27 protein-coding genes are annotated in these 26,203 nt (G+C 49.7%); 9 read left to right on the top strand and 18 right to left on the bottom strand.

Features of this window, described 5'->3' with window-relative positions; genetic code table 11:
- Positions 1-5: 5 nt before the first annotated feature.
- Entirely contained in the window at positions 6-1,331 is a 1,326-nt protein-coding gene (miaB, locus tag EJN92_RS02455; protein WP_126126373.1) for a tRNA (N6-isopentenyl adenosine(37)-C2)-methylthiotransferase MiaB, read from the bottom strand.
- 125 nt (positions 1,332-1,456) lie between these two features.
- Entirely contained in the window at positions 1,457-1,816 is a 360-nt protein-coding gene (locus EJN92_RS02460) for a hypothetical protein (protein WP_126126374.1), read from the bottom strand.
- Positions 1,817-1,987: 171 nt separating this feature from the next.
- Here EJN92_RS02460 and EJN92_RS02465 point away from each other — a divergent pair, with 171 nt between their 5' ends.
- The gene (locus EJN92_RS02465; protein ID WP_126126375.1) at positions 1,988-2,497 is read left to right on the top strand and encodes a flavin reductase family protein; all 510 of its coding nucleotides are present in this window, start codon (positions 1,988-1,990) and stop codon (positions 2,495-2,497) included.
- Positions 2,498-2,560: 63 nt separating this feature from the next.
- On the top strand, positions 2,561-2,821 hold the full coding sequence (locus EJN92_RS02470; RefSeq protein ID WP_126126376.1) for a SemiSWEET transporter: 261 nt from the start codon (positions 2,561-2,563) through the stop codon (positions 2,819-2,821).
- A 15-nt stretch (positions 2,822-2,836) separates the two neighbouring features.
- Here the strand turns inward: EJN92_RS02470 and EJN92_RS02475 are convergent, their stop codons facing one another.
- The 9 genes from EJN92_RS02475 to EJN92_RS02515 form a co-directional block, all read right to left on the bottom strand.
- Positions 2,837-3,850, bottom strand: coding sequence for an L-threonylcarbamoyladenylate synthase (locus EJN92_RS02475; RefSeq protein WP_265415603.1), 1,014 nt, complete (start codon positions 3,848-3,850; stop codon positions 2,837-2,839).
- Between the two features lie 92 nt (positions 3,851-3,942).
- Positions 3,943-5,154, bottom strand: a complete 1,212-nt coding sequence (locus EJN92_RS02480) for a 5-(carboxyamino)imidazole ribonucleotide synthase (protein WP_126126377.1) — start codon at positions 5,152-5,154, stop codon at positions 3,943-3,945.
- 113 nt (positions 5,155-5,267) lie between these two features.
- Complete coding sequence (gene purE, locus EJN92_RS02485; RefSeq protein WP_407701546.1) at positions 5,268-5,729, bottom strand: 5-(carboxyamino)imidazole ribonucleotide mutase; 462 nt, start codon at positions 5,727-5,729, stop codon at positions 5,268-5,270.
- Positions 5,730-5,824: 95 nt separating this feature from the next.
- Positions 5,825-6,721: a phosphoribosylaminoimidazolesuccinocarboxamide synthase gene (locus EJN92_RS02490; protein WP_126126379.1), complete on the bottom strand. Its 897-nt coding sequence runs from the start codon at positions 6,719-6,721 to the stop codon at positions 5,825-5,827.
- Positions 6,722-6,814: 93 nt separating this feature from the next.
- Complete coding sequence (gene fba / locus EJN92_RS02495) at positions 6,815-7,879, bottom strand: class II fructose-bisphosphate aldolase (RefSeq protein ID WP_126126380.1); 1,065 nt, start codon at positions 7,877-7,879, stop codon at positions 6,815-6,817.
- Between the two features lie 21 nt (positions 7,880-7,900).
- Positions 7,901-9,334 carry a pyruvate kinase gene (pyk, locus tag EJN92_RS02500; RefSeq protein WP_126126381.1) on the bottom strand — a complete coding sequence of 478 codons (1,434 nt, stop codon included), beginning with the start codon at positions 9,332-9,334 and terminating at the stop codon, positions 7,901-7,903.
- 58 nt (positions 9,335-9,392) lie between these two features.
- On the bottom strand, positions 9,393-10,586 hold the full coding sequence (locus EJN92_RS02505) for a phosphoglycerate kinase (protein WP_126126382.1): 1,194 nt from the start codon (positions 10,584-10,586) through the stop codon (positions 9,393-9,395).
- 111 nt (positions 10,587-10,697) lie between these two features.
- Positions 10,698-11,021 carry an AzlD domain-containing protein gene (locus tag EJN92_RS02510; protein ID WP_126126383.1) on the bottom strand — a complete coding sequence of 108 codons (324 nt, stop codon included), beginning with the start codon at positions 11,019-11,021 and terminating at the stop codon, positions 10,698-10,700.
- Positions 11,018-11,737 carry an AzlC family ABC transporter permease gene (locus tag EJN92_RS02515; protein WP_126126384.1) on the bottom strand — a complete coding sequence of 240 codons (720 nt, stop codon included), beginning with the start codon at positions 11,735-11,737 and terminating at the stop codon, positions 11,018-11,020. Before EJN92_RS02515 ends, EJN92_RS02510 begins: the two co-directional genes overlap by 4 nt.
- Positions 11,738-11,994: 257 nt before the next feature.
- Here EJN92_RS02515 and EJN92_RS02520 point away from each other — a divergent pair, with 257 nt between their 5' ends.
- From EJN92_RS02520 to EJN92_RS02535, 4 genes are all read left to right on the top strand, one after another.
- The gene (locus EJN92_RS02520) at positions 11,995-12,204 is read left to right on the top strand and encodes a zinc-finger domain-containing protein (RefSeq protein WP_126126385.1); all 210 of its coding nucleotides are present in this window, start codon (positions 11,995-11,997) and stop codon (positions 12,202-12,204) included.
- 164 nt (positions 12,205-12,368) lie between these two features.
- The gene (locus EJN92_RS02525) at positions 12,369-12,800 is read left to right on the top strand and encodes a YybH family protein (RefSeq protein ID WP_126126386.1); all 432 of its coding nucleotides are present in this window, start codon (positions 12,369-12,371) and stop codon (positions 12,798-12,800) included.
- A gap of 25 nt (positions 12,801-12,825) precedes the next feature.
- Positions 12,826-13,779: a hydrolase gene (locus EJN92_RS02530; protein ID WP_126126387.1), complete on the top strand. Its 954-nt coding sequence runs from the start codon at positions 12,826-12,828 to the stop codon at positions 13,777-13,779.
- Position 13,780: 1 nt separating this feature from the next.
- On the top strand, positions 13,781-14,419 hold the full coding sequence (locus tag EJN92_RS02535) for a DUF2946 family protein (RefSeq protein WP_126126388.1): 639 nt from the start codon (positions 13,781-13,783) through the stop codon (positions 14,417-14,419).
- 60 nt (positions 14,420-14,479) lie between these two features.
- On the opposite strand, the gene EJN92_RS02540 is transcribed toward EJN92_RS02535, so the two are convergent.
- Positions 14,480-16,021 carry a M48 family metalloprotease gene (locus tag EJN92_RS02540; protein ID WP_126126389.1) on the bottom strand — a complete coding sequence of 514 codons (1,542 nt, stop codon included), beginning with the start codon at positions 16,019-16,021 and terminating at the stop codon, positions 14,480-14,482.
- 128 nt (positions 16,022-16,149) lie between these two features.
- Between EJN92_RS02540 and moaC the strand changes: the two genes are divergently transcribed.
- The 3 genes from moaC (at position 16,150) to EJN92_RS02555 (ending at position 19,705) form a co-directional block, all read left to right on the top strand.
- Positions 16,150-16,686, top strand: a complete 537-nt coding sequence (gene moaC, locus EJN92_RS02545; protein ID WP_126126390.1) for a cyclic pyranopterin monophosphate synthase MoaC — start codon at positions 16,150-16,152, stop codon at positions 16,684-16,686.
- Positions 16,687-16,932: 246 nt separating this feature from the next.
- Complete coding sequence (locus EJN92_RS22060) at positions 16,933-19,479, top strand: putative bifunctional diguanylate cyclase/phosphodiesterase (RefSeq protein ID WP_126126391.1); 2,547 nt, start codon at positions 16,933-16,935, stop codon at positions 19,477-19,479.
- Complete coding sequence (locus EJN92_RS02555) at positions 19,472-19,705, top strand: hypothetical protein (RefSeq protein WP_126126392.1); 234 nt, start codon at positions 19,472-19,474, stop codon at positions 19,703-19,705. Before EJN92_RS22060 ends, EJN92_RS02555 begins: the two co-directional genes overlap by 8 nt.
- Positions 19,706-19,865: 160 nt before the next feature.
- Here the strand turns inward: EJN92_RS02555 and EJN92_RS02560 are convergent, their stop codons facing one another.
- The 6 genes from EJN92_RS02560 to sucD all read right to left on the bottom strand — a co-directional run bounded on the left by EJN92_RS02560 (position 19,866) and on the right by sucD (position 26,195).
- Positions 19,866-21,578, bottom strand: coding sequence for a PglL family O-oligosaccharyltransferase (locus tag EJN92_RS02560; protein ID WP_126126393.1), 1,713 nt, complete (start codon positions 21,576-21,578; stop codon positions 19,866-19,868).
- A 135-nt stretch (positions 21,579-21,713) separates the two neighbouring features.
- On the bottom strand, positions 21,714-22,493 hold the full coding sequence (tfpZ, locus tag EJN92_RS02565; protein WP_126126394.1) for a TfpX/TfpZ family type IV pilin accessory protein: 780 nt from the start codon (positions 22,491-22,493) through the stop codon (positions 21,714-21,716).
- A gap of 240 nt (positions 22,494-22,733) precedes the next feature.
- Positions 22,734-23,219 (bottom strand): pilin, encoded by a 486-nt coding sequence (locus EJN92_RS02570; RefSeq protein ID WP_407701533.1) that lies wholly within the window; start codon positions 23,217-23,219, stop codon positions 22,734-22,736.
- A 249-nt stretch (positions 23,220-23,468) separates the two neighbouring features.
- Positions 23,469-24,098 carry an FHA domain-containing protein gene (locus EJN92_RS02575; RefSeq protein WP_126126395.1) on the bottom strand — a complete coding sequence of 210 codons (630 nt, stop codon included), beginning with the start codon at positions 24,096-24,098 and terminating at the stop codon, positions 23,469-23,471.
- Positions 24,099-24,145: 47 nt separating this feature from the next.
- Positions 24,146-24,952, bottom strand: a complete 807-nt coding sequence (locus EJN92_RS02580; protein WP_126126396.1) for a Stp1/IreP family PP2C-type Ser/Thr phosphatase — start codon at positions 24,950-24,952, stop codon at positions 24,146-24,148.
- A gap of 361 nt (positions 24,953-25,313) precedes the next feature.
- Positions 25,314-26,195, bottom strand: a complete 882-nt coding sequence (gene sucD / locus EJN92_RS02585) for a succinate--CoA ligase subunit alpha (protein ID WP_126126397.1) — start codon at positions 26,193-26,195, stop codon at positions 25,314-25,316.
- Between the last annotated feature and the right edge of the window lie 8 nt (positions 26,196-26,203).

A 26,203-nucleotide genomic window follows, 5' to 3' on the forward strand; every position in this document is an offset into this window, starting at 1 on the left:
GGGAGCTAGGCGATTAATTCACCACGCAGCGTGTAATTATAAGACTCGGTAATGCGGGTATCCACCAGAGTACCGATCAATTCTTTAGGACCGGCAAAATTGACCACCCGATTATTTTCGCTACGTCCTTGCAACTCATTGGCATCCTTGACCGAAGGACCTTCGACCAAAATACGCTGCACGCTGCCTATCATGGCGCTGCTGTATTTTTTGGTATTGGTATCGATCACCGCTTGCAGATGTTGCAGGCGCTTGAGCTTGAGTTCATAAGGAGTTTCATCTTCCAGATTAGCCGCCGGGGTGCCCGGACGCGGACTAAAAATAAAGCTAAAACTATTATCGAATTCTATATCCGCGATGAGTTTCATCAGCGCATCAAAATCTTGCTCGGTCTCGCCAGGAAAACCAACAATAAAATCGGAAGAAATCGCAATATCAGGACGTACGGCACGCAGGCGCCGCACCACCGATTTATATTCTAGCGAAGTATAACCGCGCTTCATCGCCGACAAGATACGGTCCGAGCCATGTTGGGCAGGCAGGAACACGTGATTGGCCAGCTTAGGAATTTTGCCGTAGGCGTCGATCAGGCGTTGAGTAAATTCTTTAGGATGACTGGTAACGAAGCGTATCCGCTCTATCTCGGGGAACTCAGCCACGTATTCCAGTAGCAAGGCAAAATCGGCGATCTCGCCATCGTCCATCACGCCACGGTAGGCGTTGACGTTTTGTCCCAGCAAAGTGATTTCTTTAACGCCCTGCGCCGCCAGACCAGCCACTTCGGCCAGCACATCGTTAAACGGACGCGAAACTTCTTCACCACGCGTGTAAGGCACCACGCAATAACTGCAATATTTGCTGCAACCTTCCATGATGGAGACGAAGGCGGTGGCACCGTCAACCTTGGCCGGTGGCAGGTGATCAAATTTTTCGATTTCAGGAAAACTGATATCGACTTGCGAAATGCCGCTGCGCACGCGCTCCTTAATCAATTGCGGCAAACGATGCAAAGTCTGAGGGCCAAACACGATGTCCACATACGGTGCGCGTTTGATGATGGCAGCACCTTCTTGCGAGGCGACACATCCACCGACGCCGATCAGCAAAGCAGGATTATTCAGTTTGAGTTCGCGCAAACGGCCCAGATCAGAAAACACTTTTTCCGAGGCTTTTTCGCGCACGCTACAGGTGTTAAGCAAAATCACATCAGCGTCTTCGGCCTTGTCGGTTTTGATCATACCGTCCGCCGCTTGCAGCACATCCTGCATTTTGTCCGAGTCGTACTCGTTCATCTGGCAGCCGAAGGTTTTAATAAATACTTTTTTTTGCATGAAATTCTCTACACTACTTTTTTATAAATTTTACTCATTCGATTCAAATCGAAATTAAAACCGAAACTAAAATCAAAACTAAAAAACGGCCACAGCTATTTTGCCAATATCCAATCGTTAAGCGCCTAACGCTTTTTCAGTTTGTACAGGATTGCCTCTTGCTTGGTCAGTAACCAGATACGCTGAATTTCACCGATCTCGGTCTCTGTGTACAAAATCGGCGCTTTCACACTGTCCAGATTACTGGTAGTGACGCTAAAGCCTTCTTCATTAAAAATCCGGGTAGACGGATTAGTTTCTCTGAGTTTGCCATCGATCACCATGTCGCCAAGTTTGGTAACACTTAACTCGGCACGTTTGGCGTTAGCAGGAAATTCGCGGCCTTCGGCCATGGCGCTCAGGGCAAAACTGGCGAACAGCATCGTCACTAGCGGCTTCACTAGTAACTTCATTAGTAACTTCACTAAGGTTTTTATTCTGAACATGAAGATTATCCCGTTTAAATAAACTTAAAAATCAAGTACTTACAAATATTAACTTGGCTTTAATGAGGGCGTCAGTTTAACACAAGCGGGGCTAGGCTTGAGGATAGTCTGAGCGCTACATGCTTACATGGAAAATCTGGGATAATGTCAGCAAATAAATCTGGAAATTTGATGCACACTCGCTCTCCCCGCGCTGAAAAACGTGAATTTGATACCCGTCATTTTCGCCACGCCCTGTCTCAATTCGCCACTGGTGTGACCGTGATCACCACGCGCCTGGCTGATGGCACGTTTCTGGGTTTGACCGCCAGTTCCTTTAATTCGGTCTCACTCGACCCGCCACTGGTGCTCTGGAGTCTAGCCAATACGGCTACTAGCATGCCGGTTTTTAGCGGCAACTCGCATTATGTTGTGAACATCTTATCGGCTGAGCAAGCGGCGCTGGCAGAACAATTTGCCAGCAAGAAGAAAGATAGATTTGAAGGCGTGGCATATACGCTGTCACATACCGGCCACCCTATTTTGAATGGGGTTTCGGCTTGGTTTGAATGTCATAACCGCAGCCGCTACCCAGAAGGCGACCATGTGATTTTTGTCGGCGAAGTCGAGCGCTGTGAGTTTACGGCGCAAGCTCCGCTGGTGTTTCACTCAGGCCAATTCTTGCTGCCGACAAATAAATAATAGTCGGCGCTATTTTCGAGTCCGGCACTATGCCAGGGCTAACTCAGTATTTAATTTCTCGCTATGACACTAACACTGATTGATTTCGTCGGTTATATTGCCGCCTTCTTAACTACCAGCGCCTTCGTTCCACAAGCCTGGCTGACCTGGAAAAACAAACATGCAGATGGCGTCTCGCTGGGCATGTACGTGATACTGGTGAGTGGTATCGTCCTCTGGTTAGCCTACGGGGTCTTGCTACACGCCTGGCCGATTATCATCGCCAACTTCATCACACTGATGTTGGCGCTGTTTATCCTGGCGATGAAGTTAATCTACAAATAAGCCCACACCCAAGCGTCAGGGCTTAGCCAGCAGTTGCGCCAGCACATCGCGACTATCGAAGGCGGCGCGCTGCAATCTATCGTTCACGCCTTGCCACGCTTTATCGTCCGGCAGTGCTTGCACCAAAATCACATCGGCAGCGGCCAGATCGAGCTCACGTAAAGCCGCATACAAATCATGTGCGTAGTGCACCGGATCTTTGGGCATGTGCAGATAGGCCGTCAGCGACGAAACACTCGCCAATTCAGCATAGGCCATCACGGCAATCCGCTTACCAGTCATCAGTAAATTCTGGATGCAGCTATCCAATTCGGCGCTGGCAAGCAAGACCACGGGCGTATTCGGCGCATAGTGCGCATCTAAGGTGCCGGAAGCACGTGGTGCCGCCACATCGGCCGCTAAGGGCATGACACCCAACACCGCGGCCAACTGACTGACGGAGATATGCCCAGGCCTGAGTAAGACCGGGCCATGGCTATCCAAGCGACTCAGATCAAGAATGGTCGACTCTATCCCGACCTCACTTTGACCACCATCCAGGACTGAGGCGATTAGCCCGCCAATCTGGGTTTCTTGCTCAAACTCATTGATGACGTGCTGCGCGGTGGTCGGGCTGACATGGCCAAACTTGTTGGCCGAAGGCGCAGCGATACCGCCCTTGCCGCCTTTGAAACTGCGCAGCAAAGCCTGCGCCACCGGATGCGAAGGACAGCGCACGCCGATAGTATCTTGGCCACCGGATACCGCATCAGGGATGTGCTCAGCCCTGGCCAAGATCAGGGTCAAAGGACCTGGCCAGAACGCCTTGATCAAGGCTTGCGCTTGCGCTGGTATGTCTTTGACCCAATAACTAAGATCAGCCTCAGGTGCCAGATGCACGATCACAGGATGATTAGCAGGCCGCCCTTTGGCGGCATAAATGCCTGCCACCGCTGCTGGATTCTCAGCATCAGCGCCTAAGCCGTAGACGGTTTCAGTAGGAAAAGCGACCAAGTGTCCAGCCTCTAAGGCGCGTGCCGCCAAGCTAATTTGGCTAAGCTCGGTTTGCTCAGTGTGCTCAGTGTGCTCAGTGTGCTCAGTTTGCTTGCTTGGCTCAATAAAATCACTCACAACTACCCCCATCAAGACTCGGAACGCAAGGCGATGCCGAGTATTTTGCAAGCACTACGCAAATCAGCTTGCGCCTGCTCCATGCTGCTAGCAACGAAGCTGATATGCCCCATCTTGCGTCCTGGTCTAGGCTCGGCCTTGCCATACAAATGCAGATGCGCACTAGGTAGGGCAAGAATCTTATCCCAGGCCGGTGAACGTAAGGTGCTGCCATCAAACCAGATATCTCCCAGAATGTTAAGCATCACGCAGGGCGAATGCTGACGCACATCGCCCAGAGGCAAGCCGGCCATTGCTCTTACTTGCTGGGCAAATTGGCTGCTCATGCAAGCGTCCATGGTGTAATGTCCGCTATTGTGCGGACGCGGTGCCATCTCATTGACGACCATACTGCCATCTTTTAATACGAAAAATTCTATGCAGAGTACGCCTACGTAACCAATATCAGCGATTAATTTAAGTGCGGCTTTTTGTGCCTGATTTGCTGCATCAGCAGAGACATGGGGACTTGGCACCGTGGTAGTGAACAAGACGCCTTCTCGGTGGACGTTTTCAGCGATAGGGTAAACCACCGCCTCGCCATTGGCGCCACGCGCCACCAAGACAGAAATTTCGTAAGCTAATGGCAGCATTTTTTCTAGTACGCACAAAACGCCATCCATATTCGAGTAAGCATCGCGCAACTCTTCTAAATTCTTGACACGCACCTGCCCTTTGCCGTCGTAACCCATGCGTGCAGTTTTTAAAATACCGGGAAACAATGCATCCGAGATAGTCTCGAGATCGGCCAGACTCGCGATTACCGCATGCGGTGCCGGATAGATACCCGTCTCCAAGGCGCAACGACTAAAAAACTGTTTCTCTTCTATGCGATTTTGCGCAATCGAGACACAGGCTGCACTCGGTGCCACAAAACGTGTTTGCGCCAACCAGGCCAAACTAGCAGCCGGAACGTTTTCAAACTCGGTCGTGATCGATGCGCATAAAGCCGCCATTTTGGCCAGCGCCTCAGGATCGTCATACGCAGCCTGTAGATGTTGATCGGCCGCTTGTCCTGCTGGGCAATCGGCTTCTGGCTCTAGCACGAGCACTTTAAAACCCAGGGCTTGGGCTTCATGCACGAACATACGGCCAAGTTGACCGCCACCCAGCATGCCCAGATAACTGGAAGAAGAATTTGGCAATTGCGCCGCACGTTGCGGCGAAGATTTGGTATTTTCCATGATGGCTCTATGATGGCGGAAAAATTTTGCCCTGCATATTGAGGCACACGCAGGGCAAGGAGGCAAATTACCGGTGACGTACACATCACCGTATTCAACACAGGTAGATAGTTTTACAAAGGCAGATGCATGTCGGTGGCGACTTGGGTTTGCTTTTCGCGATAGTCGATCAAGCGACTCGCCAGCACCGCATCGGTAGTGGCCAAGGTCGCAATTGCCGCTAATGCAGCATTGGCAGCACCCGCCTCACCGATTGCAAAAGTGGCAACCGGTATGCCTTTTGGCATCTGCAGTATAGACAACAAAGAATCTTCACCACGTAAATACTTAGACGGAACCGGAACTCCGAACACTGGAACAATGGTTTTTGCCGCGATCATGCCTGGCAAATGCGCAGCGCCACCAGCACCAGCGATAATGCCACGTAAGCCGCGCTCTCTGGCGGTTTCGGCAAAACGAAACATTTCGTCCGGCATGCGGTGCGCAGAGACGACGCGCGCTTCGTGGGCAATGCCAAATTCAGTCAAGATAGCGACAGCATGTTGCATCACATCCCAGTCTGAGGACGAACCCATCACAACAGCGATCACAGGGGTCGCGCTGGCCGTGTTGCCGGAAGCATTGCTGCCAGCGCTATTAGTTGCTTGCGTCATCTTTGATCCTTAGTCTCTTAGTCCTTGAGTTTTTCGCCTGTCAGACGCTCGAGCGCCTCACGATATTTAGCTGCTGTTTTTTGCACCACGTCATCCGGCAAAGTCGGCGCCGGTGCAGTCTTATTCCAGCTAGTGATCGTTTCCAGATAGTCGCGCACAAACTGCTTGTCGAAAGATGGTGGCGAGATCCCTGTAGCATAGGAATCTGCTGGCCAAAAACGCGAAGAATCGGCGGTCAAAACCTCATCCATCAAATGTAATACACCGTTTTCATCCAGACCGAATTCAAACTTGGTGTCGGCAATGATAATGCCGCGAGTGGCAGCGTACTCTGCTGCTTCGCTATACAGGCGAATACTGATATCACGCATAGCAGCAGCGAGCTCAGTGCCGATGCGACTTTCCATGTCAGCAAAACTGATATTCTCATCATGCGAACCCATCTCAGCTTTGGCGGCCGGCGTGAAAATTGGCTGCTCAAGTTTAGCCGCCTGCGGCAAGCCTGCTGGCAAAGTGATGCCGCAAATTGCACCAGTATCCTGATAATCCTTCCAGCCAGAACCGATGATGTAACCACGCACGACCGCTTCTACCATGATAGGCTCAAGACGTTTGGCAACCACGGCACGACCACGCACTTGCTCCACTTCATCAGCTGCAACTACCGACTCAGGCACAATGCCGGTCAGGTGGTTTGGCACAATATGACCCAACTTCTCAAACCAGAAATTTGCCATTTGATTGAGCACGCGACCTTTTTCAGGAATCGCTTCGTTCATAATCACGTCGAATGCGGATAAACGATCGCTAGTGACGATCAAGAGTTTGTCGTCGCCAACCGCGTAGTTGTCACGTACCTTGCCGCGCCCCAGCAATGGCAAAGAATGTAAAGTGGAGTTAATTTGCGTAGTCATAATGTTTGCTTTTTAAAAGTACTCAGGGCGCAGACTGCGCCCCGTTCTCACCTGCGAAATACCAGCGAATTACTTCGCTTGTTAATCCTCAGCTTAGTTGACGACCTGAGACAGGGCGCCTTTCTTGTACTGCTCAGCCATTTTTTCTAGCGTAACAGGTTTGATCTTGCCAGCCTGGCCTTCACAACCAAACGACAGGAACCTTGCCTTGCAGACCAATTTAGCCGCTTCACGGGCTGGCTTGAGGTAGTCACGCGGATCAAACTTGCTTGGGTTTTCAAACAAGTAACGACGGATCGCTGCAGTCATGGCCAGACGGATATCGGTATCGATATTGATCTTGCGAACACCGTTTTGAATACCGACGATGATCTCTTCAACCGGCACACCGTAAGTTTCTTTCATGTCGCCGCCAAACTGACGTATCTCTTCGAGTAATTCTTGCGGTACCGAAGAAGAACCGTGCATGACCAAATGGGTGTTTGGAATGCGAGCATGAATTTCCTTGATACGGTCGATCGCCAGAATATCGCCGGTAGGCTTACGGGAAAACTTGTAAGCGCCGTGCGAAGTACCGATCGCAATTGCCAATGCATCGCATTGTGTCAATTTAACGAAGTCAGCAGCTTGTGCCACGTCGGTCAACAACTGTTCACGCGTCATTTTACCATCAGCGCCATGACCGTCTTCTTTATCGCCCATCATGGTCTCTAAAGAACCGAGCACACCCAGTTCTGCTTCTACCGTCACACCGATAGAATGCGAGAATTTCACCACTTCACGCGAAACCGCGACGTTGTAGTCGTAGCTGGCAACGTTTTTACCGTCTTCCATTAAGGAACCATCCATCATGACCGAAGTAAAACCGGATTTGATGGCAGCCATACAGACTGCTGGCGACTGACCATGGTCCTGATGCATAACGACAGGAATGTGCGGATAAGCTTCAACTGCGGCTTCGATCAAATGACGCAGAAAAGCTTCGCCTGCATATTTACGAGCACCTGCAGAGGCTTGCATGATGACGGGCGCGCCGACCTCATTGGCCGCTTCCATGATCGCAGTTACCTGCTCCAGATTATTAACATTGAAGGCTGGGATGCCATAGCCATTTTCAGCAGCATGGTCCAGCAATTGACGCATAGATACGAGTGACATAATTTACTCCAGATAAAAAAATCAGTATTGGCCAACCTTGACGATTTTCAGCGCATTGGTACCGCCGACTTGGCCCATAGGCTCGCCCCAGGTGACGACGATCGTATCGCCGCGGCTGACTACGCCTTTTTCCAGCAACAGGTTTTCGACGGATTTAAGCACCGCGTCGCGATCAGTTGAGTGCGGCATTTTAAAGGTTTGCACATTGCGATACAAAGCTGCTTTGCGTTGCGTCGCCACACTTGGCGTCAAGGCAAATAGCGGAATGTCGATATTGTGGCGACTCATCCATAAAGCGGTAGAGCCAGATTCTGTCAATGCAACGATCGCTTTGACGCGCAAATGATAGGCGGTAAACAAAGCGCCGTAGGCGATCGATTGATCGATGCGGGTGAACGTCAGGTTCAAAAAATCAGCATCAAGCTTGCACTCCTGGAACTTCTCAGCTTCCAGACAAATTGCCGCCATCGCCTCGACGGTTTCTATAGGATATTTGCCTGAAGCGGTTTCAGCCGAAGTCATCACGGCATCAGTACCATCGAGCACGGCATTGGCCACGTCAGAGACTTCAGCGCGGGTCGGCACCGCATTGACGATCATCGACTCCATCATCTGGGTAGCAGTAATCGCCAATTTATTCGAAGCGCGCGCCATCTTAATCATGCGCTTTTGCAAGGCCGGAACCGCAGCATTGCCGACTTCTACCGCCAGATCGCCACGCGCCACCATGATGCCATCGGAGGCATCAAGAATTTCTTGCAGCAAAGGAATCGCTTCAGCGCGTTCGATTTTGGCGATCATCATAGGCTTGTGGCCGTAAGGCTCACCGGCGATATTCGACAACTGACGCGCCATTTCCATGTCAGTCGCATTTTTGGGAAACGACACGGCGATGTAATCGGCTTGAAACGACATCGCCGTCTTGATGTCTTCCATGTCTTTAGCAGTCAAAGCGGGTGCAGTAAGACCGCCGCCCTGACGATTAATGCCTTTATTGTTCGACAGTTCACCACCGATACGCACGGTAGTGTGAATCTCGTTAGCGACGATCTTGTCGACCACCATCACGATCAAGCCGTCGTTCAGCAGCAAAACATCGCCAGGTCTAACATCGCGTGGCAATGCCTTGTAATCTAAGCCTACCCGTTCTTGATTGCCCAATTTACAATCAGCATCAAGGATAAATTTGTCTCCATTGGCAATCTCGATACGATTGTTTTCAAACTTACCAATGCGAATTTTCGGACCTTGCAAATCGGCCATGATGGCGATTTCACGTCCACATTCAGTTGCGGCCTGTCTGACCATATTCGCTCTATCTATATGATCCTGTGCCTTGCCATGCGAAAAGTTTAGCCTGACCACATTCACACCCGCCTCCAACATGCGTTTGAGCGTGTCTAAATCGTTGGATGCTGGGCCTATGGTTGCTACAATTTTGGTTCCGCGTGACATCTGGTCTCCTGAATAATTGTGGACTTGCCTTGTAAATATGCGCCTACTTTATTGCAAACTACTTCGCTGCGCGTTGCAATAAAATCTCAACCGCCGGTAAAGTCTTGCCTTCCAAAAATTCCAGGAAAGCCCCGCCACCAGTAGAGATATAACCAACTTGTTCGGTGATGCCATACTTGGCGATCGCGGCCAGCGTGTCGCCGCCGCCAGCAATCGAGAAGCCTTTCGAGGCGGCAATTGCCATAGCCAGAGTTTTAGTACCATTACCAAACTGATCGAACTCGAACACACCAACCGGACCATTCCAGACTATCGTGCCCGCTTGCGCGATTTGCTCGGCAAATTTAGCTGCAGTGACAGGACCGATATCGAGGATCATATCGTCGTCTTCGACTTCGCTCACGGCTTTAACGGTTGCGATTGCGGTCGGAGAGAATTCTTTAGCGCACACGACATCGCTAGGAATCGGTACGGATGCACCGCGCTTAGCCATCATCTCTATGATGGCCTTGGCTTCATCGACCAGATTAGTTTCTGCCAAAGATTTACCGATTTTCAAACCAGCTGCCAACATAAAGGTATTCGCAATACCGCCACCGACGATCAGATTATCGACCTTGTCAGCCAGAGATTTCAGGATGGTCAGCTTACTCGATACTTTGGAACCAGCCACGATCGCCACCAAAGGGCGTGCCGGTGCACCGAGCGCTTTACCTAAAGCATCTAACTCGGCCGACAATAAAGGACCGGCACAAGCAATTGCTGCATACTTGGCGATACCATGGGTGCTCGCTTCCGCTCTGTGGGCGGTGCCGAATGCATCGTTGACATAAATATCGCAAAGACTGGCCATTTTTTGCGCCAGAGCATCGTCATTTTTCTTTTCGCCTTTATTCACACGGCAATTTTCCAGCAAGACCACTTGACCTGGCACAACGTCAACGCCGTCTAGCCAGTTTTGTTTTAATTCTACCGTCATGCCTAACAACTCAGAAAGCCTTTGCGCGATCGGTGCCAGACTATCTTCGGGTTTAAATTCACCTTCGGTAGGACGACCCAGATGCGAAGTCACCATCACGGCAGCACCAGCAGCCAGAGCTTGCTGGATCGCTGGAACCGAAGCGCGTATGCGCGTATCTTCGGTTATTTTGCCGCTATCGTCTTGTGGCACGTTCAGATCTGCGCGAATAAATACACGTTTCCCTTGAAGCTGGTTGGCGGCGATGAGGTCACTGAGTCGATTAAATAGCATGGAAATGGTCGATGATGAAGGTTGAGGTCGGACGACAAGAGCAGTATTTTACCAAACACCTAGGTGCAACCCTATGGTTTTCGACAGGATAGTCAAAAAATCGTGTAAAAACTATAATCCCAGGCGCACATAGGTGTACACCGCCATCCCAAAATAGATGGTGAACAACATATTTCGTTTCACCAGAAAAAAAGCTGTCGCGGCAATACCAGCGATGAGTTTGGGATTATCAAAACTGATCGAGATAGCGCCATTACTCAATAAGAGATCTGGGAAAATAATCGCCGCCAAGGCACACGAGGGGGCGTAACGCAGCGCTTCTTGCACCCGTTTGGGCAAGCTAATGTGATGACCAATCAGCCAAAATGAGCTACGGGCAATAAAAGTTGCCACCGCCAATAAAGCGATCACCAGCCAGATTTCGGTATTGCTCATGCCTCGCCCTCTGGTGCATGCAGTTTCTCCAACCATTCTTCCAGCACCATGGCGGCAGACATCCCCATCAGCACCGCCAGTAACAAGCCCAATTTATACGGTAGGCCGGCAGCCAACACCGCAGCGACTCCTGCCACGAATACACCCAAGACCGCGGCCTTATTCACCACAGCAGGCAACATCACACATAAAATTGCCAGAGTGCCGGCAAAACCCAGACCCCAACTGGCCGGAATCTGGCTACCTAACAAGATGCCGATGATCGATCCTATCTGCCAGGAACTCCAGTTTGGGTAAACCAGCCCTTTTAAATACGCCAACTTGCCTTGCGTCTCGACAAACTCTGGATATTTTTGCATAAACAGGGCAACCGAAATATCACCCGTTAAATATCCCATCACCGCCTTGGTACGCCATGACAAATGCGAGAAATGCGGTGCCAGGATAGCTGAAAAAATGACGAAGCGCAGATTGACGACCAAGGCGGTAGTAAAAATCACCCACAGCGGCGCATGGGCGGCAATCAAGGGTAATGAGGCCAATTGGGCCGATCCGGCAAACACGATCAGCGTCATCCCTAGCGCCTGCGGCACGCTCAATCCGGCCTTAATCATGGCAACACCCACCACCAAACCCCAGGCACCGACCCCGAACCAGGTTGGCATACCCACTTTATAGCCCTCCTGGAACGCGGCTTTATCAATTTCAGTCGTCATGATACTTATGAGGGGAAATTTGCAATAAAAGACGGCCATTGTAACGAGGAAGCCGTGTTTCTGCTGAAAACTGCTGATAGTCGATTGAAGCAAGCGCACACTGAGGGCTGCCAGACTTAGGCTTTCCGGGGCTTTCTGCGGCTATCAGGTGCTTTTCTACGATACTTGCGCCAGAGTGCACCGCACTGGCGGTGGAATCCGTTAAAATCACGGCATTGATCAGGTAACAAGCATGATTTTATTTTCCGGAGAATAGTATGTCAGCCAGCCCCAACCACGCTAACTCGAACGCGGCCATAGAACTGCAGGCGCACGACTTGCCTGCGCATTGCCCTAATCCTTCTATGCCTTTGTGGTCCTCGCATCCGCGCGTCTACCTTGATTTGTCGCATGGTGGCGCCGCCACTTGCCCGTATTGTGGCACTCTGTACAAGTTGGCAGCTGGTACCGTACTCAAGCCACATTGAGCCAATACAGTTTGAAGTATTGCAGTTTGAGGTAGTACAGTTTGAGGTAAACAGGGAGTATGTTTAGTTAGCAAGCGCTTGCGCATATAGATAGCGCGCATCCTTGCATCAACCAAGCATACTCCACCCTAGTATCCCCTTATTCGTAAATCCAGGGAATTTCCATGGCAGCCAAAAAACAATTTAACGGCAGTGCAGATGAGCTAGAAACCGCGTTTTATGACGCGATCAGCCGGGCTGACTTGGAAGCATTCATGGAGTTATGGGCTGAAGACGAAGAAATCGTCTGCATCCACCCGGGTGCCCCACGCCTGATCGGGCACGCAGCAATCCGCGCCTCGTGGGAAGCCATCTTTGAACGCGGCAGCTTGCAGATCCATGCGATACAGCTGCATGCCATGCATAACATGTTTACCGCGGTGCACAGCGTGATCGAAGAAATGCCGCCCAAGCAAGGCGTAGCGCAAGATTTGCATATTGTGGCAACCAATGTTTATGTCAAAACACCGCAAGGCTGGCGCATCGCCACCCACCACGCGTCTATCTCTTCCGGCCAGGCGCCACTAGACTTATTCCAAGCCAGCGTTTTGCATTAACGTTTTGCATTAACTACAGGAAGACATGAATTACCCAGCACCAGCCTGGTTGCCCAACGGCCACCTGCAAACGATTTACCCCGCCCTTTGCATACGTAAGCCAGCGGTGCAATTTCGCCGTGAGCGCTGGAGCAGTCCAGATCATGACTTCATTGATCTAGACTTCGTCGATGGCGCAGCTGAGCAACCCTGCGTGGTACTGTTTCATGGGCTGGAAGGCTCCAGCGACAGCCATTACGCGCGCGCCCTGATGGCACTCTTACAGAGCAAAAACTGGTCAGGAGTGGTAGTGCATTTTCGCGGCTGCTCGGGCGAACTCAATCGTGCGCCACGCTTTTACCACTCCGGCGACTCGCAAGAAATCGGCTGGATACTAGTAAGACTGCAGTCTGAATATGCCATCAAGCACCCCAAGGCGAAATTTTTCGCCTGTGGCGTTTCCCTAGGTGGCAATGCGCTATTGCGCTGGCTGGGCGAAACTCAGCAAGCCGCAAGCATAGTCGATGCGGCTTGCGCAATCTCGGCACCACTCGATCTGGCAGCTGGCGGGGCCTCACTCTCTAGCGGCATCAATCTGATTTACACCCGCATGTTCTTGCAGTCCCTGAAGCCCAAATGCCTAAAGAAATTAGAACAATTTCCAGGGCTGTTTGATAAAGACGCCATGTTACAAGCTAAGAATTTATATGAATTCGACAATGTAGTCACGGCCCCGCTGCACGGTTACCGCGACACCAATGACTACTGGGACAGAGCTAGTGCCAAACACATATTAGAACAGATACGGATTCCAACTTTGGTGCTGAATGCGCAAAACGATCCGTTCTTACCCGCTCAGCATTTACCCCACAAGGCCTCATCGCAGGTGCGTTTAGAGTATCCTCAATATGGCGGTCATGTTGGCTTTGCGGTCGGCAGCCTGCCCGGCACACTAGACTGGCTACCGACGCGCATCCTGCATTTTTTCGAGGGCAAATAATATGGATGAGATCGTACTGGCGGCAATCGCCAAATGGCCAGATGTACCGCATTGCTATGGCTGGTTAGGCTTAGATGCGCGCGGCAATTGGCGCATGCGCGACGAAAGGGCGCAGGCTCTGCAGTTAGCGGGTGACAAAATCCGCAACCCTACCCTGCTTGGTTTTATTAACCGCAATTATCAGCATGATCAAGATGGCTGCTGGTATTTTCAAAATGGCCCGCAGCGGGTCTACGTCGACCTGGAAAGCGCACCGTATATCGTCAATACCACACCCGACGGTTTGATTTTGCACACGGCGGTGGCGCTGCCAGCGATCGATGCGGCGTTCATGAGTAGCAGCGGTCAACTCTACTTACGTGCTGGTGAAATTTTGGCGCAACTAGATGACCGCGATCTGGCTACCTGCTTACCACAAGTGCAACTAGACGCCAAGCCAGTCAGCGATGAAGATCTAATGACATGGCTGGAACTCGGCGCTAAGGAGTCAGCGGATGCCAATCAAAGTCGCGCCAGCATCCTATTGACGAGCGGCCTGCCTCCCCACACGGCAGTTCGCTATCCACTAGTGCGCGCCGAACTAAACCAACTCATGCACAGCGCTGGCTATATCCAACATCCCAAAGTAAAACCGGTATAGATTTAGACTTACAAAAAAATTGCTCCGCGCAGCAATTCAGCCCTCGCACACAAGCCCTGACTATTTTCGCTTTTTATCTTCTAGATTTTCGACTCTCAGTTTTTCTTTCCATTCGCGTTCGCGTGCGTCGATGACCGACAGATCAAAATATTGCAGTTTCGCGTCACGCCTGGCAATTTCCAATTGTTGCAAGGCCGCCGCCAGCGCGCCTTCTATCGCATAAGCTTCAGCCAAGGCAATGTGCTGTAAGGCCTGCTTACCTTGGGCTTCATACGACTTAGCCAGTAGGTTTTGCAAGGCCACCTCATGCCGATACAAACTCAGTTGATCACGCAAAAACAGGGCGGCATCTTCTGCCCTATTTGCGGTGAGCAGAGTTTCTGCATGTTGATACACCAAGCCACGCGACAAAGGCAATTGCTGCATCGCCGCCTGTGAAAGCTTGATCGCGAGTTCATAATTTTTGCTTGCGACGGCTATGTCTATCGCCAGGCTGGCAAAGGCGCTGGTTTGTTTTAACATCGCCTGGTGCGGCGCCGATCGCTCCACCTGTGCCACCACCTGCTCCAGCAAGGCTGAAGCCTTAACATAATCATGCCGCTTGTAGGCCACAAAGGCCAAACCATATTTAGCACTGACCGCACTTTCTAACTGATCGTTTTTTGCCTGCGCCTCAAAAAAATCTTTGGCATCCATCAAGCCTTGGACGCTACTATCCTGCAAGACCCTTACCCTGGCGCGTATCAAATAAAAGTCCAGGCCATCAACGTGCTGCTTGTAGCGCTGATCATGCAAGCGTCCCTGAATGTCGGCCATACGCTCACTGGTCAGAGGATGGCTACGTAAATAATCCGGTGCGGTATCAGTGTAATTACGTCCAGCCCCCTGCAAGCGACCAAAAAAACTCACCATACCCGAAGTATCAAAACCGGCATCGCGCAAGATCTGGAAACCCACCCTATCGGCCTCACGCTCAGCTTCGCGGGTAAAATTAATCTGACGCTGCAATGCAACACCCTGCCCGCCCATGATCACCGCCATTGCCGCATCCGGGCTGGAGCGCGCTGCCAGAGCGCCGATCAAAAGGCTGGCTAAGGGAATTAAGACATCGAGTTTCTGGCTACCTATCATGCGGGCGATATGCCTTTGCGAGACATGGCCAATTTCATGCCCCATGACCGAGGCCAGCTCCGATTCGGTTTGTGCCGAGAGTATCAAGCCCGAATGAAAGCCGATGAAGCCGCCAGGAAAAGCAAAGGCATTTAAGACCGGATCGCGCACTGCAAAAAACTCAAAATCACCGACCGCCTCGCCACGCGCATCCGGACGCTTTTCCAACATGAGGTTGCCGAGCCGATTCAAGTACTCGGTGGTAGGCCCATCATCGATAAAATCAGGATCACGTCGAACGCTAAGCATAATTTGCTCGCCGACCTTACGTTCCATAAACGGAGATAAATCCTCGCGCGCGGTATCGCCTAAGGTTGGCAGATTCTGCGCATGACTGGGCAAAGTCGACAGCAGAGAGGCCGGCGCCGCCAGTGCCGCAACTAGCAGCAAGCGCAAAAATTTGATCTGGAGTAGGGGGAGATTTGATTTCACAATGCTATGATACTCACAAACGCGATTTGTTCCCCATTTTGCTCCACATTTCGTTCGCTATTTCGTTGCATGTCGCGTTCCTTTTTTGTTCCCATTTTCATACCTACCTCTCCTCTTTGACGCCCACTATGAGCATGCCTAGCACTCCAAAAGAAACACCAAATGACAGCGGACTAACGCATTTTGATAGCACTGGTCAGGCCCATATGGTCGATGTCGCCGAGAAAAAAGACAGCCACCGCATCGCCGTCGCCAGTGGCACTATACGCATGAAGCCAGAAACTCTTGCGATCATTACCCAAGGAACCGCAAAAAAAGGTGATGTCTTAGGTATAGCGCGCATCGCCGCGATTATGGCTGCCAAACGTACTAGCGACTTGATCCCGCTATGCCACCCGCTGGCACTGACCCGCGTCACCGTTGACTTTAGCGTAGACGCTGAAAACGCCAAGATAGCGTGTCGCGCACAAGTTGAAACAGTCGGAAAAACCGGCGTAGAAATGGAAGCCTTAACCGCAGTCCAAGTCGGATTATTAACCATCTACGATATGTGCAAGGCAGTGGACCGCGGCATGGTCATGAGCGACATTCGCGTTATGGAAAAACACGGTGGCAAGTCTGGCGATTGGGTAAGTTTAATTGACGGCTCTGATGCTGCGCTGTAAGCGACACATTCATAACATGCTTTAAAACCAGCCAATGGCGGCGACCGCAAATGCGCGGGCTCGCGCGCCTAGTCGCATTTCATCGAACTATTTTGCTTGATTGATAAATAATTCATGGCAAATTGCATGCGCGGATTTAGAATCTATTACGGCTTTCGTGCCCGAGACAAAAATTGGCGCAAAAGCTTCTCCAGAGATTTTTCGCCTATCCAAAAATAACAGCAGAAATAACAGCAAAATAAAATTATGCCGACTGATTCTATCTCTCTCACGCAAGAATCTAGCCGACTCGACGCCTGGTTCCTGACTCTAGGAAATTTATCACACTGTCTGTGGTACTCCCCTAGCCTGTCTGCGATGTTGCAAGATTTCTGCCAGATCCTGGTCAGCAAGGCGGGCTATCTCAGCGTAGCAATCGATCTACAGCAAGATACTCAGAACGATGTTCAGTCCGATGTTCAGTCCGATGTTCAGCACGATAGTCAGCAACGCTTGTTTCGGGTCGATGCCGATGACAATCGCCTACCAAATTCAGATTTCAACAGTTTAGAAATTGCGTTGCAAAATGGCCTTGGAACGCTAGGCCTAAGAGCTGATTTTGCACTGAGCCCAGACACTGATGCCTACCAATTGCTGCATCGCCTCGCCAAAGAGCTAAGCAATGCGATACTCGCCTTCTCGACTACCAGCATAGCGGCCAGTCCGCACAGTGATCTGCAAGATGACGTCGAAATTCTGGTATTAGCGATGGCACAAAGCCCGTTTGCTATCGTGATTACGAATATTCAAGGCCAGCTAGCATATTGCAACGCCAGCTTTACCGCCATGTCTGGCTATACGCTGGAGGATGCGCGCGATATCGCCCTGCTCTGGAGTACTGGCGACGGCCTTGATGAGGCGCGTCAATCCCAATTTCTGGCGCTCAAGCCAGGCCAGCAGTGGGAAGGGGAAATCCTCAGCCGACGCAAGGACAATAGCCTGTGCTGGGAACGGCAAATCGTTTCGCCGCTGTGCGACGCGACCGGCAAAATTAGCCATCTGGTTGCGGTCAAACAAGACATCAATAGTAGTAAACATCAATTTAAAGAAGTCGAACAAGCCTTACTATTGCGTGAGCAAGCCCTGGTATCGAGTAGCAATGGCATCATGATCACGCGCAGTGACGAAAGTGATCACTCCATCGTCTACGTCAATCCGGCGTTCAGCCGTATTACCGGTTATAGCGCAGAGGAAGTAATAGGACGTGAAGGCCGCTTCCTGGTGCGCGACGATTTACAGCAAGCTGGCCTCAACGAGATACGTTCGGCCTTACGTGAACGCCGCGAAGCTCAAGCGCTGCTGCGCAATTACCGCAAAGACGGCAGCCAATTCTGGAATGAGCTGCACATATCGCCGGTTAAAGATGCCAGCGGTGCCAGTACCACCCACTTTGTGAGTGTCATCAATGATGTGAGCGAACGCGTCAATTATCAAAAAGAACTAGAGTTCCAGGCCACCCACGATAGTCTGACTGGTTTAGCCAATCGAAATTTACTCAATGACAGAATTACCCAGGCCATCGCCTGGGCCAAACGCCAGGATCAAACCGTGGCATTGTTATTACTGGACCTGGATCACTTTAAACTGATCAACGACGGCTCTGGGCATGGCACCGGCGATATTGTCCTCAAGGAGGTAGCGCGACGACTGTCTATCTGCGTGCGCGACACCGATACCGTGGCGCGTCTGGGCGGCGATGAGTTCGTTATTATTCTCACCGACCTTGCCAACGCTGATGAAGCCAATCTGATTGCAGAAAAAGTCTTGGCTGCGCTATCGAAACCGTTTCAGGTCGAAGCACACAATATGTTTGTCACTGCCAGCATCGGGCTATCGCTCTACCCTAGAGACGGTGAGAACGGTGAGACGCTGTTACGCTACGCCGATATCGCCATGTATAGGGTCAAGGAGCACGGCCGCAATAGCGTGCGTCAATTTATACCTGAGATGGGGGTGACCGCGATTAGCCGCCTGAATATGGAAGGCGCACTCAGACGCGGCTTAGACCGCGGCGAATTCGTCTTGCACTACCAGGCAAAAATCGATTTACGCTCACATAAAATTATCGGTGCCGAGGCGCTGGTACGCTGGCAACACCCGCAGATAGGCTTGATCCACCCGATAGAATTCATTCCTTTAGCGGAAGAGACCGGCTTAATCCTGCCGTTGGGAGAATGGGTTTTGGCCGAAGCCTGCCGCCAGCAAATCGCCTGGCAAAAGTTGGGCTTACCGGCGCTTAAACTCGCCATCAATATGTCTTCGCGTCAATTTCGCCAGGAAGATCTGTCGGAGCGCGTTGCCGCGATATTCTCCGCCACCGGCGCTCAGCCTGCACACTTTATCCTGGAACTCACCGAGAGCATGGTGATGCAAGATGTAGAGAGCACCCTGGTAACGCTACGCGCCCTAAAAAACCTGGGCGTGGCACTCTCGCTAGACGATTTTGGCACTGGCTACTCCAGCCTGTCGTATCTCAGAAAATTCCCTATCGATGAGTTAAAGATAGACAAGTCCTTCATCAACGACATCCATGAAAACCCCGACGATGCCGCCATCGCCAGTGCCATAGTCGCGATGGCACTCAGTCTGGGTCTACAAGTGGTGGCCGAAGGCGTGGAGACAAAGGAGCAAGTTGAGTTATTACTGGGAATGCAGTGTCATCAGGTGCAAGGTTATTATTTTGGCCGACCCATGGATGCCAATAGCTTCGCCAACCGAGTACAGAGCTCATTAGCAGGCGAACGTGATGAGTAAACTCGATTGGCAACTACACTCACTCAAAGAATTATCCGCAGTATTAACCGATGCCACGGTGCTGCACTCACAAGCAATCGGTGCCAGCGTGCTGTATCAAATCACGCATCAAGGGGTAGAGAAACTGGCGATTTCTTTGAGCGATGGCCAAGCGCTCATTATCGAGACTCGCCAGCCTAGCCATCCTGAACGACGCCGCCTGCCTGTCGATAAAGAGTCGGTTTAGTTATTTTTTGATGACCATGCCAGCGCGCATATTCCATGCGGCTGTCACGGTGGGCAGCGCTAAGACGCAGTATCCATGCGGCTTTCAAGGCAGACAGGGCCAGCAGGCGCATAGAATATGCGCGCTGGCCTGGCCACCATTTCAAACGCTAAGCATGATGCTAATCGGCATCGCGTTTAGGCATAGCGATAAACACGGCAGCATAACGCTGATCAAGCTCAGCCTGCGATTTCCAGTAATCGAAATATTGAGCATAAGAAAACGGATGCAAGCGCTGCAAGGTCAGCATGACTTGAGCAGCCTTAGATGGGGCTCCATTTAGTGCATAGACTTCCGCCAGCTTATTTAGCGCATGCACATATCCAAATCGGGAGGTGGTTGCCGCTACAAAGTCGATTTCCCGCTCGTCCATCCCCTCACGGGGAAGCAGTTTTGTCAATTTAAAATAGGAGTAGTAATCAGAAAATACTGTTAGCTGTGGTTTTGCCAACAACTCCTTTTCGATCAAGCTAGTTTGCACTCCCGGAGCCACATTCAATACCCGGTAACCAAATACGACTCGCTGAAAATCCACGGTTAACCATAACAATAAAGCAAACCCCAACATAAAACAAAATGCCAACGCAGCCTGAGGGACAGGAACATCATCAGATGGGTAGCGCGTCTGATGCACCATGCCGACCAACAGCGAAAATGGTATTAATACAAACGCATACCACATAGGATATTCGACCATACTGTGTACAAATATCGCGATGAAACATAAACTAGCAAATTGCACAGCTCTTGTCGTTTTTGCGAGTACACAGGTTTGTAGCAACCACCACGCGAATACACATAAAATGATTATCGCCACAGGAAACCCAAGTTCAGCCGCAAGGTTCAAAACCAGGTTGTGCGAGTGCTCGGCATAAGTGGTCGCCGGAAAGCTCGCAGCAATTTTCACCTGCTCAGGGCCAAAACCAAACCAGCCGACGCCGAGCCAAGGATGCTGAGTGGCCATATACCAAGCCTGTTGCATAAGCGCGACACGCTCTGAACGGCCTCCGATATGCCCCTGAACTGAACCGCTAAAAAACCCTAAATAACTGCTAATCGTAGGTAAGGCAATCACCATTAGCGCATAAACCGCTAACAATAACACCAGCAAATACCTGTTGATTGCCTTGGAATCTGATCGTTTTGAAAAACAAAACATCACAAACAGCGGGAGGATGATCCAGCCAATTCTTGATTGGGTAAGTGCTACCCCCCAAAGCAAAAGCAAAGCCAACAAGACGGAAGTCCAACGATCTAAGCGACTAGACTGATATAGCCACCATATCGACGCCAACCCCAAGCACAATAGCAAGGCCAACTGATTCGGTTGCGCGACATTGGCATAAGGTCTCAATGCCTGCGCATTTCTTTCAATGAACATAATGAAAGGCGTGGCATTTATGCCCGCAATCTGTATACCTTGCATGACAACAGACGATAATGACGCTAGCAGGTGAACGCTGGTCATCATCAAGCAAATTTTATCATTTCCGTTCGGAAGCCCACTCCAAGTCGCACCGATAAGCATAGCTGCAGTGGCAAGCAGCAGATACAGGATAGGCAGCGCTACCCGATCAAATTGCACCATTCCCAAAAGTAACTGAACAAATACCACCGTTATTATCACCAAAGGCAATATGGCTATTTTTGGCAAGCTTAGATTCGGTTTTAGGTTTGCGGCAAATAGGCTAATCGCCAATAATACGCCGAGTGCCACCAGAGCATCATTATAATAAGTACTTAGCGGACGTACATGATAAGGGAGTATGAACGAGGCAAAAAGCAGCGCGCCGAAAATACCTAATGCGGCATTGAATTGTTTATTAGAAAGCATTGTATTTTTTCATGTATTTTTATCATTCCATTTTAACTGACAACATAGGCTTTCAGAGGAAAAAAGCTACCATCATAGAGCTATGTAGTACATTGGCTATCGCCGCTATCAAGCATTCAATGCAAATACCATCACTTACTGAGTCAAAAATCCATCTACGGGAAGATATCCAAGCACCTCTCCACTCTTGGCATCAACCAGGATCGACCAGTTTTCTTGCCGTCCAGTTAATGGTAAAAATCTTAGATCATCCGGTAAGCGGTTTATTTTCTTTAGTTCTTCTTTTATCTCGGCAACGCGCTTGGGATAAGCCGAATACATACTGGACAAAGGCCTGGCTTTACTCAACACATCAGGAATCGACAAGGAATAAGGCTGCCAGAATGAAGGTCTGACACCAATATCTACCCCCTGCATACCAAGTTCTATCGCTTCAAATTGTTCATCCGCATTTTTTGGTTTGCGAGTACCTAGCAGTTTGGGTCCCGATAAGGAGAGTTGCTGCAAGCCAGGGAGTGCACTAGGCAACTCCTGCTTTCTTACATCAAGATCACTAATGATACGAAAGCGATCAACCTCAAATACCATGGCGACCGGGCGTGCCTGAAAAACAATATGAAGACCGTAGCCTAAACCAATTATTTGCAGCACACCGATTACGCACAAATCAAGAACTATAGCCGCTTTGGATTTACTGATATCAAATATAACAAAAGTTAGTAAGGGGCCAAGGATAAGATCAACCGCAAGAACGATGAAAAACAAGGTTTGCCCGCCGGCAAGCACACGATAGGGCCAAGGATACCAAAGCCCAAACACCAATGCAGCACTTAGTAAGGCAATGCATGTCGAAATTGCGATATGCAGAGAAAATGCCTTCCAACGACTAGAAAAATACAAAGTGGCAGCTATCATAATACGAGTCTACTCCATGATCGAACTATACAAATTAACAGACAACATTATGCAAAATACCTAATGTTATTACCAATTAATATTTAATTGATTTAAAAATAGGCGAAGCCCGCCCCCGCCAGCAGCAATTTCCTTATCCCCAAATGAGATTAATCGCCTTAGGTAAAAAAAATAGACCGCCAAGGCGGTCTATTTTCTAGAAGTGAATTCTTCACTTTCTTTGTAACAACTCCATCAAAATTAGCCGCGGCAAGATGCTGGCAATAATGTAGCGGAAATTGTCGTACCGGAACCACCACACAACCAAGCTACAATACTATCACCAGCAGCCGTAACAGCAGTGCTAGGAAGGGTCTTTAATGGAATCATAGTGACAAGCAATCCATCTGCACGTGCATCTTTAAATGCTGTTGTTGCTTTTACTGTAATAACACCTGCATCAGAGGTAGCGATGGAATCGACATACTTAGTGCCACTAGCGGTTGGAACTTCACAACCCCACTTATTTGCGGCAGGCAATGAAGTTGCTGTTTGATAAGCTTCTGTAATTGCAGTACGGCAAGCAGAACCAGCCAAGACAACTTCTGACATTTTTGCACGCAGTGTGTAATCTTTATATGCTGGCAATGCAACGGCAGCCAAAATACCGATAATCGCAACCACGATCATCAATTCGATCAGAGTAAAACCTGCTTGTGCGCGTTGTTTTAATTGCATGGATTTCATATTAATGCTCCTAAGGGAAAATTGGGAATTTCATAAATGCTGCTTGCTACATCTACTCTAGAGCAAACAGCGTGCCAGCACTGAAATTGATCGATTTAGAGGGTACCCAAGTAATTTTCGACAAAAAAAGATGCGGAACTTTAAATACTTATGACAAAGTTTGGCAGTTGGCAAAACAAAAGGCATAAATTCTGCAAAATTTGTCACCCCTTAGACCAGAAATCAGTATTCACGAATACAGATGGCGCGCTATTTTTCAGTCGCAACGGAAAACTTCATTCTGGTTCCTGCAAGATCGAGTTCATCGCCATCGCGCAGTAATACAGGCTCGGCCTCCAATAGGCGATCATTAATCCTCGCAGCACCGCCCTCCAGCTTAGCCGCCACGTAATGCTGATGTTGCTTACTAATAGTAACGACCAGCACACCCGCACGACCCAAGCTAGTTACTGCTTTATCCAGAAGCAACTCACGCCCGGCATTCGTACCACTGAGCACTTTTACTTTAGCCACTAGCTTGGGTAATTGCGAGCCATCGCCGACAGACAAAGCTGCGGTACTCAGCACGGCTGACGCTTCGTGCGAATTATTGTGCCCATGTTGAAATTTAAGCCGGTATTTACCGACTTCAATCACGTCCTCATGTTGAAGCAGATGTTTAGTAATTGGTTGACCATTCACCAAAGTGCCATTAGTGCTGCCTAAATCAAGAATAAAAATACCAACCGAGGTGCGGTCTATCGCGGCATGGTGGCCGCTAACGGTTGCTTGATCGAGTACTAAATCATTTTCTGGACGCCGTCCTATACTGAAACGTGCTTTTAGTAGGCTGACGTCGTATTTGACTTGTCCATTGAGGGTGACGATAATTTTCGCCATAGCATTCTCTGTCTTCTATCACAATATTGGGTAAATCAAGTGCCCGACTAGCTAGCAAAAATATATTCCATCAATTTTCGCTGATGGAGTTCGGTGACTTTGATTAAGACTACGGAAATATTATCCTTGCCACCAAACTGGTTGGCATTTTCAATGAGCACTTGGCAACATTCGTCAAGCTGAGCGCTATATTGATGCATGATGTGATGAATTTCTATGTGGTTGAGCATGTCCGTTAGCCCATCAGAACAGAGTAAATACACATCACCTACTTCCATTTGATGTACATGTATTTCGATTTCCACGCTCTCTTGTGCTCCAACGGCACGTGTAATCAAGTTCTTGATCGGTGAAAAACGTGCGTCTTTTTCAGAAATGAGACCTGCGTCTATCTGCGCCTGCAAGACAGAATGATCCCTAGTCAGTTGCGAAAGCTCGCCCAGTCGGAATCGATATGCGCGAGAATCGCCTACATGTGCGATCAGCAGTTTATCCTGGTGACTCAAGGCAACAACGACAGTCGTTCCCATTCCCAAATAGGCTTGGTTCTCGTGCGAAGCATCATAAACACTTGTATTTGCAAGCGTAATTGCGTCATTCAACCATCGTACTCCAAGCACAGCTGGTCGAGAAAATATTGGCATCCAGACTGCTTGTTGTTTTTGTTGTAAGAATTCGGAGATTAGTTCTACACACATACGACTGGCGACTTCGCCAGCGTTATAGCCGCCCATACCATCGGCAAGAACAGCCAAACCTAGGCCTTCACATATTTCAAATGCATCTTCATTCTGCGCGCGCACTCGTCCAGTATCGGAGCGACCAGCAAACTCGAGCACGGATTGAAGTGGCATAATTATATTTGTGATTATTTAGTGGATTTAAACAGGGCTAGATATCCTACCTGAACCTGCGTTGACTCACTTATCAAAAATGGGTCGCGATCAGATGCAAGTCTAGCGCCTCAAAAAACCTGAGAGCCTAAGCTTAACATTAGCTAGGTACATTATTGCATTCAGATAAGATATTTAACGTTTAAATATCTTATCTGAATGCAAAGGTGATCTGCTTATTTCTGCTGGATTTTTTGCACTACTCATAAAATTATTAGTGGCTTTCAATAAAACCAAGGCATTTTGACAGTGCCAAACAGGTTTTCGTAAAGTACAAATAAAAATAGGGAGCTAAGCTCCCTATTTTTATTTGCCAATCAGATTACAACATTGCTTTAAGCAAGCGTGCCATTTCTGACGGATTTTTTGTCGCTTTGATGCCACATTCTTCCATGATATCGAGCTTGGATTGTGCAGTATCCGCACCACCTGAAATCAAGGCGCCGGCATGACCCATACGCTTACCTGGAGGAGCGGTAACACCTGCAATGAAGCCGACCACAGGCTTCTTCATGTTATCACGCACCCAGTAAGAAGCATTGGCTTCATCCGGGCCGCCGATTTCACCAATCATAATCACGGCATCAGTGTCTGGATCATCATTAAACATCTGCATGATGTCGATGTGCTTCAAGCCATTGATAGGATCGCCACCAATACCAACCGCAGAAGATTGACCCAGGCCAAGCGCAGTCAATTGACCAACCGCTTCGTAAGTCAAGGTACCAGAACGTGAAACCACACCGATACGACCTTTACGATGGATGTGACCTGGCATGATGCCAATCTTGATTTCATCTGGAGTGATCAAGCCTGGGCAGTTAGGACCCAACAATTTTGTCTTGCTGCCCGATTTCGCCATGCGGTCTTTCAACATCATCATGTCGCGAACAGGAATACCTTCGGTAATGCAAATCGCCAAATCGAGGTCAGCTTCTACCGCTTCCCAAATTGCAGCTGCGGCACCAGCAGGCGGCACATAGATTACCGAAACAGTTGCGCCAGTGGCAGCTTTGGCTTCTGATACGTTGGCGAAAATAGGAATACCTTCAAAATCTTCGCCCGCTTTTTTCGGATTTACGCCAGCCACGAAACAATTTTGTCCGTTAGCGTAATCGCGACACATGCGAGTATGGAATTGACCAGTCTTGCCGGTAATACCTTGGGTAATAACTTTTGTATCTTTATTGATCAGGATCGACATATTGTTCC

The organism is Undibacterium parvum (genome assembly GCF_003955735.1).
GTDB lineage: Bacteria > Pseudomonadota > Gammaproteobacteria > Burkholderiales > Burkholderiaceae_D > Undibacterium > Undibacterium parvum.